Raw genomic sequence first — 14,823 nt, forward strand, 5'->3', positions numbered from 1 at the left:
ATCTAAATTTTTTGGCAAATTTAAAATATAATTCCTTTTAAAACCAAATATAAAAGATAATTTTATTGAATTAAATTGATATACAGGTAATTTTATCTTTAAATAAAATTAATATTTTGCTAAATTATTATATATTTGCTAAAAAGATATAGTTATGGAAAATCGCTGCCCAAAATGCAACATAGACAAAGTGGTTAAAAGCGGAATTGTAAACAACAAGCAACGCTTTCTATGCAAAGACTGCAACTATTACTTCACAGTAAAAAAACTAGGAAAACAAATAGACGATTATTATGTAACCAAAGCTTTACAGCTGTATCTTGAGGGTTTAAGTTTTCGTGAAATTGAAAGAATTATTGGTGTCTCTCATGTTACGATCAGCTCATGGATCAAGAAATACAATATTACAAGACCTCCTCATTCTGAATTTCATCCGGTTTATAAAATCTTAAAACAAAATGAGCTGATTGACTACATGAGCAAAGAAGAAAATCTCAAGAATTCAGGATTAATTATCACGCAGTTTGCGGATAAATATATGCTGATCAAATGGGAGCGATTTAAAAAATAAACCGGAATAATTATGAGTTATAAACTATGAGCTATGCAGATATCAAACTCATTATTAAATATTTAAATATCAATAAACTAACTAGTTTAAAATTAAAGATTTCTCATTTATAATTCACAAATCATCACTTGTAACTATACTATTAGCATTTATATATATTAAATTTTTGTAATTAAATTATTAATTCCAATTTGGCTTTCATAAAATAACAGCCAAAAAATTAATAATTTATGAAGAAAATATTAAGTTTTATTGGATTAGCTTTAATCAGCAGTTCTTTATACTCACAAGGTTCTACGGATTATGGAAGTGGTTTAAAAATAAATCTCAATCCTAATGGAGATAAATATGTGCGATTTATTCTTTGGGATCAGTTCTGGATCAGAAATTCTGACATGAATCCCGGAAGTATGGTCGGAGGTGAAGCTACCGACAACACCTGGAACTTAGGAAACCGAAGAGCACGTATTTTAGCGTATGCACAGATCAGTAAAAGATACATGGTTCTTGCGCACATCGGAATGAATAACCAAACTTTTATTAACGGAGGAGCAACTGGAACATCTGGAACAGGAAGCTACGGAAACGGCAAAAAACCTCAGCTTTTCTTTCATGATGCATGGAATGAATATGCTGTTATATTACCGGGAGAAGCAGGAAAATTCAGTCTCACTTTAGGTGGTGGTCTTCATTATTATATGGGACTTTCTCGTATGACCATGGCTTCAACATTAAATTTCCTTACAGTAGACTCCCCTATTTTCAGTTGGCCGTTGATTGATAATTCTGATCAGTTTGCAAGACAAATGGGTGTTTTTGCTAAAGGAAAATACGGCAAGTTTGAATATCGAATGAGTTTAAACAAGCCATTTGCAACTGATCTTACTCCAGCCAACACTTTAAATCCTGATAATGCAGTTGCGGTTGATAATAACGGAAACCCCAACTGGTCTAAAGCAGGTTATTTTGAATATCAGTTCTTAGATTCAGAAGCAAACACACTGCCTTACAAAGTGGGATCTTATTTAGGAACCAAAAAAGTTTTCAATCTGGGTGCAGGGTTTTATCATCAAAAAGACGGAACCAGAACTTCAGTGAATTCAAACATTGAAAAACATGACATCACCCTCCTTTCTGCAGATGCTTTTGCAGATATTCCTTTGGGAAATGCCAAAAACAAAATGGCTGTTTCTGCATACGCAGGTTACTTTAATTATCAATTCGGACCCAATTATGTAAGAAATCTTGGAATCATGAATATTGCAGCCAATGATCCCAACTTTGTCGGGCAACGAGCAATTGCAGGACCGGGAAATTTACAACCAATGATAGGTACAGGTGACATCATTTACGCTCAGGCTGGCTTACTGCTTCCCAATCAGGCAGAAAAGCCGAAAATCAGAATTCAGCCGTTTGCAGCTTATACTCACAAAAATTTTGATGCTTATGAGAAGTCTTCTTCTCAGTTTGATGTAGGAGCCAACTGGTTTTTAGATGGTCATCATGCTAAAATTACTACTCAATATTCTACGAGACCTGTTTATACAAGCCCCACAGAAAGCCCGACCTCTAAAGGAGAGTTCATTATCCAGCTCCAAATTTATCTCTAAAATTTCATTCTTAATTAAAAATAAAATCTAGTAATATGAACCAGCAACATCACGACAGCTACGAGAATATGACCGACAAGCAAAAAAACCGCACCATTTGGAGCGTTATCACGGCATCATCTCTCGGCACTCTTATAGAATGGTATGATTTCTATATTTTTGGAAGCCTTGCCATTGTTTTAGCAACCAAATTTTTCCCGGCAGACAATCCCACCGCGGCATTTTTATCCACCTTGGCAACTTTTGCGGCAGGGTTTGTAGTAAGACCTTTCGGAGCTTTATTCTTCGGAAGATTAGGAGATATTATCGGAAGAAAATATACTTTTCTGGTTACTTTATTAATTATGGGATTCTCAACATTCCTTATCGGATGTATTCCCAGCTATGAAACTATCGGATTCTTAGCACCTGTTTTAGTTCTAATTTTAAGACTTTTACAAGGTCTGGCGTTAGGAGGAGAATACGGCGGAGCTGCAACGTATGTCGCAGAATACGCACAGCCACACAGAAGAGGTTACTGGACATCGTGGATTCAGACCACTGCAACGGCAGGACTTTTTATCTCTCTGATTGTTATTCTTGTTACGAAAAGTTCACTTTCAGCCGAAGAATTTGATACTTGGGGATGGAGAGTGCCGTTCTGGATTTCAATTTTGATGGTGGGAGTTTCTTACATCATCAGAAAAAACATGAAAGAATCTCCTTTGTTTGCAAAAGCGAAGAGCGAGGGAAAAACTTCAAAAAACCCTTTAAAAGAAAGCTTCGGAAATAAGTTTAATTTCAAATTTGTTTTGCTGGCTTTATTTGGAGCAGCAATGGGACAGGGTGTAATTTGGTACACCGGACAATTCTACGCCATGAGCTTCCTGCAGAAAGTGATGAATGTAGAATCTGCACAGGTAGATTCATTGATGGCAACCGCATTATTTTTAGGAACTCCATTTTTTGTATTTTTCGGATGGCTGTCTGATAAAGTAGGAAGAAAAGCCATTATGATGACCGGGATGCTGATTGCTATTTTAGCCTATAGACCAATTTATGATGCCATGTACAAAAGCATTAATATAGAAGCAAAAACAGTCGCCGATAATGGCATTACTGAAAAGCGAACCGCTAAAGTTCATAAAGAAATTGCAGCAGACAGCCTGATCACTTTCCACAAAGAAACAGTTTATACCGATGGAACTTTAATAAAAAAAGACAGTATCGTTCATTGGTCTATCAACGGTCCGGTAATGAAAGAAGGAAAAGCTGAAGAGCCTAAAGTATCAAAATCTGTTACTTTGAGCGACAGCACAAAATGGTATCTGGTTTTCCTTATCTTTATTCAGGTAATTTTTGTAACGATGGTTTATGGTCCGATTGCAGCGTTTTTGGTAGAAATGTTCCCGGTGAGAATCCGTTATACATCTATGTCATTGCCTTATCATATCGGTAACGGGGTTTTCGGAGGTCTTCTTCCTGCTGTTGCCACCTATCTTGTGACTACAGGAAAAGAAGCAGGGCATGCAACTTGGTATCTTGAAGGGCTTTGGTATCCTATCGGTGTAGCAGGAGTCTGTTTAATCATAGGATTGATTTATCTTAAAAATAAAAACAGCAATATCCACGATTAACAGAAGTTTTCACTAAAAAAATTATTAATTTTAAATCTAACTAAAATGAACGGATTAAAAAAAATATTAGGCATTATATGGATCATTATCGCTCTTGCGGTGGCTTATCTGGGAATAACCGTAATGGGTGTCCCAAAAATAACATCGGGGAAACAGGAAGATCTTGTATTCGGAATCATTATACTTTTTATTCTGGTTCCTATTGTCTCTGGCGGAATGGCAATTTTCGGATATTACTCTTTGACAGGAGAATATTCTGACGATAAGTAAATTATAAATGTTAGATGATAATTGATGGATAATTCTATTCATCAATTATCTTTCTGATCAATGTGTACCAATTATAATAAATCATCATTCAATCATGAAAAAACGTCACGAACAAAAACTGATCATTCTGAGCGTAGGTCTGCTGATTGCTTTCAGCATTCCTGTTTCCCTGCTTTTCAATAGCGAGAAAGAGGTTTTAGGCTTTCCAAGAATTCTGGTGTACATTTTTTCTGTCTGGATGATTTCTATTATGATTTCTTTTTTCATTGTAAAAAAATATGATGAGTAGTTTCGCATTATTCACTGTTGTTCTTATTTATCTGGCTCTTCTGTTTCTTGTTGCTTATTTGGCAGAAAAGAAAAAAAGTAAGTTCTGGATCAACAATCCTTACATCTACGCTTTATCTCTTGCTGTATATTGCACTGCATGGACGTATTACGGAAGCATTGGTGTTGCTGCAACCAGCGGACTCAATTATCTTCCTGTTTACATTGGTCCGGTTATCATTATTCCTGCATGGATTTACATTAATACAAGAATTGTCCGTATTTCAAGGATCAATAAGATAAGTAGTCTTGCAGACTTTATCTCTTTACGATACGGAAACAGCAGAAGTTTCAGTGCTATTATCACTTTGGTGTGCATATTGGCAATTATTCCTTACATCGGTCTACAAATCAGAGCAATTTCCGAAACTTTTCATTTGGTAACAGAAACGGCAATATCTAAAAACATTTTAAATGACAGCGCAACTTTTGTTGTGGTTTTAATTGCAGTATTCTCATCATATTACGGAACTAAATATGTAGATGCCTCAGAAAAAAGATTAGGAATTATTTCAGCAATAGCTTTAGAGAGTTTTCTTAAACTTTTTTTCATTATTATTTTAGGTTTATTTGTGATTTATTTTGCATTTGACGGATTTTCAGATCTTTACAACAAGGCAAGTAAATTTCCTGATTTTAAGGCTAAAAATACTTTCAACGGAGTGGAAGGCGCCATGAATTGGATGGTTCTCTGCATGATTTCAGGAACCGCAATTTGTATTCTTCCTAGACAGTTCCATACAGCTATTGTAGAAAACAGACAGGAAAAACACATTAAAACAGCCATTTGGTTTTTTCCTTTATATTTATTGGTTTTCACGGTGTTTATTTTCCCGATTGCATGGGGCGGAAGATTACTGTTTGATGGTCAGAATGTAAATCCGGAGTTCTATTCTATTTTAATTCCACAGTATTTTGATAATACTTTAATCACCGTTTTGGTATTTCTTGGTGGTTTAAGTTCATCAATTTCGATGATTATTATATCGTCAATTACTTTGTCCATCATGCTTTCCAACAACCTGATTATTCCTTATGGATTATTGGGCAAATTTAAAGCTGAAAATGAAACTCAAAATACAAGAAACATTACCAATATTCGAAAGTTTTCAATTTTTGGACTGATTATTTTAGCTTTTGTCTTTTATAAATATTTTATTCTGAAAACTTCGCTCGATTCTGTAGGATTGATTTCCTTTGTCGTTATCGCACAGTTGGCTCCCGCATTTTTCGGAGCCATATTCTGGAGAAGAGGAAGTTATAAAGGAGCAATTACCGGACTTATAGCAGGTTTAATCATCTGTTATTTCGGCTTAATTATTCCTCAGTATTATTTTTCTTACAATCAGGAACTAAAAGGAATTTTACGGGAGATGTATGATGCTTTCCAGTTTTTTGATATTACATTTTTAGACCGTATTCCGGAAATTTTCTTTTGGTCTATCCTTGTAAACACAGGTTTATTCACCATTTTATCGGTAAGCATGAAAGGAAATTACCGTGAGAGAAATTTTGCCGAATTATATGTTGATATTGACAAATACATCCAAAATCATGAAAACGCTTTTATCTGGAGAGGAACCGCTTATGTTTCGGATATTAAAAATATTCTTGAACGGTTTTTAGGCAAGAGTAAAACCGAACAGGCAATGCGGATTTTTAATATTAAATACAACATTGATACTCAGGAAGAAACCGCCGATTCAAGATTTATCAAGTTTTCTGAAAATCTTTTGGCAGGAAGGATAGGAACTGCTTCTGCAAAAATTTTAATTGAAGGCGTTACCAAAGAAGATAAAATTTCTTTAAAAGAAGTTTTAAACATCCTTGAAGAATCTAAGGAAAACATTATTCTGAATAAGAAACTGACCGAAAAATCTGAAGAGCTCAAACAGCTTTCTCATGATCTTACCGCAGCCAATGAGAATTTAATAATCAAAGACCGACAAAAAGACGACTTTTTAGATTCTGTTGCCCACGAATTGCGGACTCCGATCACCGCTATTCGTTCAGCCGGAGAAATTTTAGCCGATGACGATGATATTCCGTTAGAAATAAAAAAAGAGTTTTTGAACAATATCATTACTGAATCTGATCGTTTAAGTGAAATCATCAATGATATTCTGTATCTGGATAAACTTCAGCATGGTGAAATTGCTCTGCACATTCAGAAAAACAACATTCTGGAAACGTATAAAAAAGCGTTGAATCCAATTATTCATCTGATTCAACAGAAAAACATTCATATAAGCGAGGTTAATCTTCTTAATCAGTATTTGTTTGATTATGACGAAGCGAGAATGATTCAGTTATTTCAGAATATTTTAGGAAATGCTTTGAAATTTACTGATGAGCAGGGAACTATTCAGACCAAGTTTTTTGACAGAGATAATCAGCTCAATATGACCATTTTCAATACCGGGAAACTTATTCCCGAAGAAGATCTTGAACTTATTTTTGATAAATTTTACCAGTCAAAAAATCAAAATATAAGAAAACCTTCCGGAAGCGGTCTTGGACTTGCTATTTCAAAAAGAATCGTAGAAGCACATTCCGGAACTATAAAAGCAGAAAACAGCGGATTGGGAGTAACCTTTACAATCATTCTTCCCGCAATACATAATAATGAAGTTGAACCATAAAGAAAAAAATGAAGAAAATATTAATCGCAGATGACGAACATAAGATTTTAATGTCTCTTGAATATAGTTTCCGAAAAAACGGTTACGAAGTTTTCATTGCCAGAGACGGAACCGAAGTTTTGGAGTTTCTAAAGACAATCATTCCCGATGTAATATTATTGGATATTATGATGCCTAATCTTGACGGATACAGCACTTTAGAGGAAATAAAGAAAAATGAAAATCTCAAAAACACAAAAGTTCTTTTCCTCAGTGCCAAAAACAATCCTAAAGACATTGAAAAAGGGTTGAGTATGGGAGCCGATGCGTATGTAACAAAACCTTATTCTATCAAAAAGCTGATGCAGCAGATTGAGGAAATGTTTTGATAAAAGATTGAAAATATAACATATAGTTTGTCATTCAGAACATATACTGAAAGTCTACGAACATAGTTCAAAAGCGAAGTGAGGAATCTAAAAATATAGATTTCTCCTTCGTCGAAATGACAAAATGCACAAAAACCAAATGAAAAATAAAAAACCAATATGAATACAGATATTTTATTTAAAAAAAGCATAGAAGAGAAAGAGAACTTCTGGAAAGAACAGGCTCAGGAAATCAGTTGGTTTGAGTTCCCGAAAACCATTACTTCTAATGACGAAAACCAATACAACCAGTGGTTTTCTGACGGAAAACTAAATATGTGCTATTTATGTATTGATAAGCATATTGAAGATGGTTTTGGAGATCAGGTTGCTATCGTTTACGATTCTCCGGTAACGAACCAAAAGAAATCTTACACCTTCAATGAAGCTAAAGAAGAAATTTCCAAATTAGCGGGAGGATTAATTTCTTTAGGTTTAAAAAAAGGTGATACTGCGGTTATTTATATGCCGATGATTCCGCAGACTTTGTTCTCCATGCTTGCGTGTGCGAGAATCGGAGTGATCCACAATGTGGTTTTCGGAGGTTTTGCACCGCATGAACTGGTCGTAAGAATTGACGATTGCAAGCCAAAAGCATTAATTACTGCAACAGCTGGAGTTGAAATTGCAAAAAGGATCCCTTATCTGCCTTTGGTAGAAAAAGCGATCGAATTGGCGCAGGACAAAGTGGATCACATCATTGTTTATGATAGAAAATTAGTTGACAATCAACATGAAATGTTTGAAGGGTTAATTGATTACGAAGAATTAGTTCAAAACTCAGAAGCGGCTGACTGCGTTTCGGTGGAATCCACTCACCCACTCTATTTGCTGTATACTTCCGGAACGACCGGAAAGCCAAAAGGTGTTGCAAGAGATACAGGAGGTTATGCAACCGCGTTAAAATTTTCGATGAAATATATTTACGGTATTGAGCCGGGAGAAACTTTTTGGGCAGCTTCCGATTTTGGATGGGCAGTTGGTCACAGTTATACCGTTTACGGTCCGTTAATCAATAGAAATACCACCATTATTTTTGAAGGAAAACCTATCATGACACCCGATGCGGGAACATTCTGGAGAATTATTTCTGAATATAGAGTTACGGCAATGTTTACTGCCCCTACCGCCATAAGAGCGATTAAAAAAGAAGATCCGAACGGAGAGTTGGTAAAAAAATATGATTTAAGCCACTTCAAAAAACAGTTTTTAGCGGGAGAAAGATGTGATGTTGCCACTCTTGACTGGTTTGCAGAGCACATTGGCGTTCCGGCAATTGATCACTGGTGGCAGACAGAATCAGGGTCTCCAATGCTTGGTTTAATGACTTTTAATGAAGACTACAAAATAAAAAGAGCTTCCGCAGGAAAACCAATTCCGGGATACGATATTAAAATTTTTGACGAAAACGGCTATGAACTGGATGCTCATCATGAAGGTTATTTAGTTATAAAATTACCGCTTCCTCCCGGAGCTTTACTGGGAATATGGAAAGATTATGACCGTTTTGAGAAAAGCTATCTTTCACAGTACAAAGGATATTATTTTTCCGGAGACGGCGCTATAAAAGATGAAGACGGCTATATTTTCATCACCGGAAGAGTGGATGATGTTATTAATGTTGCAGGACACCGTCTTTCCACTTCCGAAATGGAAGAAATTGTTTCCTCTCATCCCGATGTTGCAGAATGTGCCGTTGTCGGAATTGATGATGAACTGAAAGGACAGATTCCTTTCGCAACTGTTGTTTTAAAAAATGGCTCATCTATTTCTGAGGAAAATGTAGAAAAAGACATTGTAAAAACAGTCCGTGAAAAAATAGGAGCTGTTGCCTGTCTTAAAAATGTAATGGTTGTAAAACGCCTTCCAAAAACACGTTCAGGAAAAATTTTAAGAAAACTTATCAGAACTTTACTGGACAGAAAAGAATTTCAGATTCCTTCGACAATCGATGATGAGAAGATTATTGAAGAAATTCAGGAGAAAATTGGAAAATATAGAGCTTAAATTGAAATCAAAATGTTGAAAATAATAAAAGCAAATCCTGAAGATGATGAGATTTTAACCGAAATAACCAAAAAATCAAAATCACATTGGGGATATTCGGATGAGCAAATGGAAAAATGGTCGCAAGATTTAACTATAACTAAAGATTATATCAGGAACAATGAAATCTATAAATTATTAGTAAATGATGAAACCATTGCATATTACTCTTATTTTAATATTAACGAAAACACTGTAAAACTTGACAATTTATTCGTAGTCCCAGAAGAAATGGGAAAAGGTTACGGAAAAATGCTTATGAATGATTGTATAAATAAAAACAAGAAAGAAAAAACAGCAAAGATAATTTTGGAAGCCGATCCTAATGCAGAAAAATTTTATGACAGTTTCGGATTTCTAAAAATCAGCCAGATTGAAACCTCAATAAAAAATCGGTTTTTACCAGTTATGGAACTCAAATTATAGATCAAATTATTCATGATTTAGGCTTATATAAAGAAAGAAAAAACTCCGCACACTTTGTGTTAAGACAATAATTTAAATAATAAAATAAATTCTAAAAAGAAAAAAATATGAGAAACTATCAGATAGAAAACTTACCGCAATATTTTGAAGAGTATAAAAAATCAATCAAAAATCCTAAAAAATTCTGGGACAAAATCGCAGATGAAAATTTTGTGTGGTATCAGAGATGGAGTAAGGTCGTAAAATACGATATGAATGAAGCCAAGATTTCGTGGTTTAAAAATGCAAAATTAAACATTACGAAAAACTGTATCGACAGACATTTAGCGGTAAGAGGCGACAAAACGGCAATCATTTGGGAACCGAACGATCCGAAAGAAGAAGCACAGCATATTTCTTACAACGAACTTTACAAAAGAGTCAACAAAACCGCCAATGTTCTTCGTGAAATAGGCATCGAAAAAGGCGACAGAGTCTGCATTTACCTTCCGATGATCCCAGAATTGGCCATCACTATGTTAGCTTGTGCAAAATTAGGAGCAGTTCATTCCGTGATTTTTGCAGGATTTTCCGCTTCAGCCGTTTCTTCAAGAGTGAATGATTGTGGTGCAAAAATGGTCATTACATCAGACGGAAGCTACAGAGGAAACAAAGTTTTGGATCTGAAAACCATTGTAGACGAAGCTCTGGAAAAATCGCCAAGCGTAGAAAAAGTTTTGGTGGTAAAAAGAACCAACAATCAAGTAAAAATGAAGGAACACAGAGATTTCTGGATGGAAGATCTCTATGAAAATGCATCTCCGGATTTTGTGAGTGTGATCATGGATGCGGAAGATCCGCTGTTCATTTTATATACTTCCGGTTCAACTGGAAAACCTAAAGGAATGCTCCATACCTGCGCCGGATACATGGTTTACACAGCATATACTTTTAAAAATGTATTCAATTATAAAGAAAATGATATTTATTGGTGTACTGCAGATATTGGCTGGATCACAGGACATTCCTATATACTTTACGGCCCGCTTTTAAATGGTGCAACGACCGTTATTTTTGAAGGTGTTCCTACCTATCCTGAACCCGACAGATTTTGGGAAGTAATCGAAAAACATAAAATTACACAGTTTTATACAGCGCCGACTGCTATTCGTTCTTTAGCAAAAGAAAGCACAGAATGGGTAGATAAACATGATCTCAGTTCATTGAAAGTAATTGGGTCTGTGGGCGAACCTATCAACGATGAAGCTTGGCATTGGTTCAACGATCATGTGGGTAACAAAAAATGTCCTATCGTAGATACATGGTGGCAAACGGAAACCGGAGGAATCATGATTTCGCCGCTGCCTTTTGTCACCCCTACAAAACCGACCTATGCAACACTTCCTTTACCGGGAATTCAGCCCGTTCTGATGGATGATAAGCGTAATGAAATCACAGGAAATCAGGTGACGGGAAATCTTTGCATCCGTTTTCCATGGCCCGGAATTGCAAGAACAATCTGGGGAGATCATCAAAGATACAAGGAAACGTATTTTTCAGCATTTCCGGGAAAATATTTTACAGGAGACGGTGCTTTGAGAGATGAAGTTGGCTATTACAGAATCACTGGCCGTGTAGATGATGTAGTGATTGTTTCCGGTCACAATTTGGGAACAGCACCAATTGAAGACAGCATCAATGAGCATCCTGCAGTTGCAGAATCAGCAATTGTTGGTTTTCCACATGATATTAAAGGAAGCGCACTGTATGGTTTTGTTATTCTGAAAGAATCCGGAGAAAGCAGAGATAAGGAAAATCTGAAAAAAGAAATCAATCAGCTGATTTCAGATCAGATCGGCCCTATTGCCAAGCTTGATAAAATACAGTTTGTTTCAGGGCTTCCAAAAACACGTTCCGGAAAAATTATGCGTAGAATTTTGAGAAAAATTGCAGAAGGAGATTTCTCAAACTTCGGTGATACTTCTACCCTTCTGAATCCTGAAATTGTAGATGAAATAAAAGATCAAAGAATTTAAGCTTACTCCAAAAAATAATATGGTAAAACTCTGCATTCTCAGCAGAGTTTTTTATTTTACGAAAATAGACAAAATCTTAATTTTTATTAAATTTTTATAGATAAAATAAAATATTGTAAATATTATTAATTTTTTTTCAATAATATCAAAATTATTACTACCTTTAGATACCAAAACAAAAGTAATATGTCGAGTATCTTAGCAGGAATATTTAGCCATGAAAATGATTACAAAAAACTCGAACAGGAATTAGAAAGTTCAGGCATTCAAAATTCCGAGTATATTGTTTATCTAAGTGAGGATCATCATAACTCCCAGTTTCTGGTGAGTGTAGAAATAAAGAACAGAGATTTGACCGAAAAGATCAGGCTCATTTTTGATCAAAACCACGTTCTTAAGACTTATTTATTTGAAAACATGAGTATCAACCAGGCTTCGTACAGTCATCTTAAAAAACTTATAGATGCGCGATGCAAAGCCGAAATTCACAACAGTCCGAATGTCAGAATAAAAGTTCAGCATGATGGAATTACCTCTGAAGTGAAAGCCTAAAAAAACTAACCAAAAAATAAAACTTTTAACCGGAGTCCGTAGATATTTTTCTGCGGATTTTTTATTTTATCACTCCGGAAAATCCTTATTTTTTCGTACTTTCGTTCAAATAAAGCTTTCACACAGATGAGTTACGATTTGGAGCAAGAAAATAAAGAAATTTTAGCACGATATAAAGACCTGATTTCTAATACGTACAGGACTTTGGATGAGGAAAACAACAAGCTTATCCGTAAGGCTTTTGATATTGCGCTGGATGCGCACAAAGACCAAAGAAGAAAATCGGGCGAACCTTATATATACCACCCTATCGCAGTTGCAAAAATTGTTGCAAAAGAAATCGGTCTGGGTGCTACTTCTATTGCCTGCGCATTGCTGCATGATGTGATTGAAGATTCGGATTATACTTACGAAGATTTAAAAAAGATCTTCGGAGAGAGAATTGCCGGGATTGTAAATGGTCTCACGAAGATTTCTATCATGAATCATCAGAATATTTCTGTACAATCTGAAAATTACAGAAAACTTTTGCTGACTCTTTCAGAAGATTTCAGAGTGATTCTTATCAAGATTGCAGACCGTCTTCATAATATGAGAACGCTAGAAAGCATGGCTCCCGATAAGCAGAAAAAAATTGCTTCCGAAACAGTTTATATTTATGCTCCGATGGCTCACCGGCTAGGTCTCTACAACATCAAATCTGAGCTTGAAGATCTTTCTCTGAAATACAATAATCCTGAAGTTTACAACGAAATCACAGAAAAGCTTGAATTAGCCAAGGAAAACCGTGAAAGATATATTGAAGAATTTAAAAAAGAAGTTTCTGAAAGACTGAAGGAAGAAGGGCTGAATGTAAGTATTAAAGGGCGAGCTAAAGCGATCTCTTCTATTTACAGAAAGATGCTGAAGCAAGGCGTTCCGTTTGAAGAGGTTTTTGACAATTATGCCATTAGAATTATTTATAAATCAGATGCAAAAAACGAAAAATTCCTTGCTTGGAAAATATATTCTATTGTCACTGATGTGTATCACAGCAATCCTTCCAGAATGCGGGACTGGATCACACAGCCTCGTTCTACAGGATATGAAAGCTTACACCTTACCGTTTTAGGTCCTGATAAGAAATGGATTGAAGTTCAGATCCGTTCGGAAAGAATGGATGATATTGCCGAAAAAGGAGTTGCTGCCCATTACAAATATAAAGAAGGCTACAAACAAAGTCATGATGACAGGAATTTTGAAAAATGGGTGACAGAGATCCGTGATGTTCTCGAGCAGCAGCAAAATCTGACTACGACTGAATTATTGGACAATATCAAACTTAATCTTTACTCTAAAGAAGTTTTTGTTTTTACGCCAAAAGGTGAAATTAAAATCCTTCCAACCAATGCAACAGCACTTGATTTTGCTTTTTCAGTTCATACCGATTTGGGAATGAAATGTTTAGGTGCTAAAATCAATGGAAAACTGGTTCCTATTTCTTATGTGCTACATAATGGAGATCAGGTAGATATTTTATCTTCACAAAATCAAAAACCAAAATTTGACTGGCTGGATTTTGTGGTGACCTCAAAAGCAAAATCTAAAATAAAAAGTTTCCTCAATTCTCAGAAAAATTCTTTTGTAGAGGAAGGAAAAGAAATATTGCAAAGAAAACTTCGCCATGCAAAGATTAATTTTAATGATGAAGAAATCAACAAACTACAGAAATTCTTTAATCTTAAAAGCTCTCAGGAATTATTTCTTAAATTTCAGACCAGTGAGCTTGATGCAAGCAGTCTGAGAAAATATATTGAAAGCAAAAATGTATTCAACAACCTGCTTTCGAGATTCAAGAGAACATCCAACAAAAATCCGAACTACGAAGATTCAAAAGAAATGAATCTCGACATGATTGTCTTTGGAAAAGATGAAGAAAAACTCAATTATACGTATGCTAAATGCTGTACAGTAATTCCTGGAGATAAAATTTTTGGGTTTATTACTATTTCCGAAGGTATCAAAGTACACAATGACAACTGTCCCAATGCAATCAATCTCAGAGCTCAATATGATTACAGAGTAATTCCTGCAAAATGGGTGAATGAAGAAAGCTTTAAAAACCGTATCAAAATTGAGATTGAAGGACTCGACAGAATGGGAATGATTAATGACATCACCACCGTTATCAGCGGCGCAATGGGTATGGATATGAAAAGTATGTCTATAGAGTCTAATGACGGAATTTTTACCGGAACCATCAATTTAGAAGTAAAACATAAAGGTCAGCTTGAAGAAACCTTCAAAAAACTGAAAGCCATAGACGGAATTTCCCGAATCAGAAGACTGTAAAATAAAAACA

The 14,823-nt window shown here is 35.3% G+C and carries 12 protein-coding genes; all 12 read left to right on the plus strand.

Annotated features, from left to right (window positions below; translation table 11 throughout):
* Positions 1-154: 154 nt before the first annotated feature.
* The 12 genes from FOL89_RS10520 (at position 155) to FOL89_RS10575 (ending at position 14,813) form a co-directional block, all read left to right on the plus strand.
* Positions 155-571, plus strand: a complete 417-nt coding sequence (locus FOL89_RS10520) for an IS1/IS1595 family N-terminal zinc-binding domain-containing protein (RefSeq protein WP_144282759.1) — start codon at positions 155-157, stop codon at positions 569-571.
* A gap of 230 nt (positions 572-801) precedes the next feature.
* Entirely contained in the window at positions 802-2,181 is a 1,380-nt protein-coding gene (locus FOL89_RS10525; protein ID WP_144282760.1) for a porin, read from the plus strand.
* A 35-nt stretch (positions 2,182-2,216) separates the two neighbouring features.
* Complete coding sequence (locus FOL89_RS10530; RefSeq protein ID WP_144282761.1) at positions 2,217-3,797, plus strand: MFS transporter; 1,581 nt, start codon at positions 2,217-2,219, stop codon at positions 3,795-3,797.
* Between the two features lie 45 nt (positions 3,798-3,842).
* Positions 3,843-4,067, plus strand: coding sequence for a DUF6814 family protein (locus tag FOL89_RS10535; protein ID WP_144282762.1), 225 nt, complete (start codon positions 3,843-3,845; stop codon positions 4,065-4,067).
* Between the two features lie 94 nt (positions 4,068-4,161).
* On the plus strand, positions 4,162-4,356 hold the full coding sequence (locus tag FOL89_RS10540; protein WP_144282763.1) for a hypothetical protein: 195 nt from the start codon (positions 4,162-4,164) through the stop codon (positions 4,354-4,356).
* Positions 4,349-7,036, plus strand: coding sequence for an ATP-binding protein (locus tag FOL89_RS10545; RefSeq protein WP_185146969.1), 2,688 nt, complete (start codon positions 4,349-4,351; stop codon positions 7,034-7,036). The genes FOL89_RS10540 and FOL89_RS10545 overlap by 8 nt, the downstream gene beginning before the upstream one ends.
* Positions 7,037-7,044: 8 nt before the next feature.
* Entirely contained in the window at positions 7,045-7,404 is a 360-nt protein-coding gene (locus tag FOL89_RS10550; protein ID WP_144282765.1) for a response regulator transcription factor, read from the plus strand.
* Positions 7,405-7,563: 159 nt separating this feature from the next.
* Entirely contained in the window at positions 7,564-9,450 is a 1,887-nt protein-coding gene (locus tag FOL89_RS10555; RefSeq protein ID WP_144282766.1) for an AMP-binding protein, read from the plus strand.
* Between the two features lie 12 nt (positions 9,451-9,462).
* Positions 9,463-9,915 carry a GNAT family N-acetyltransferase gene (locus FOL89_RS10560; protein ID WP_144282767.1) on the plus strand — a complete coding sequence of 151 codons (453 nt, stop codon included), beginning with the start codon at positions 9,463-9,465 and terminating at the stop codon, positions 9,913-9,915.
* A gap of 107 nt (positions 9,916-10,022) precedes the next feature.
* The gene (gene acs / locus FOL89_RS10565) at positions 10,023-11,930 is read left to right on the plus strand and encodes an acetate--CoA ligase (RefSeq protein WP_144282768.1); all 1,908 of its coding nucleotides are present in this window, start codon (positions 10,023-10,025) and stop codon (positions 11,928-11,930) included.
* A gap of 186 nt (positions 11,931-12,116) precedes the next feature.
* Entirely contained in the window at positions 12,117-12,482 is a 366-nt protein-coding gene (locus FOL89_RS10570; protein WP_144282769.1) for a hypothetical protein, read from the plus strand.
* A 126-nt stretch (positions 12,483-12,608) separates the two neighbouring features.
* Positions 12,609-14,813: a RelA/SpoT family protein gene (locus tag FOL89_RS10575; RefSeq protein WP_144282770.1), complete on the plus strand. Its 2,205-nt coding sequence runs from the start codon at positions 12,609-12,611 to the stop codon at positions 14,811-14,813.
* Positions 14,814-14,823: the final 10 nt, after the last annotated feature.

This window comes from Chryseobacterium echinoideorum, from assembly GCF_007474535.1.
GTDB lineage: Bacteria > Bacteroidota > Bacteroidia > Flavobacteriales > Weeksellaceae > Chryseobacterium > Chryseobacterium echinoideorum.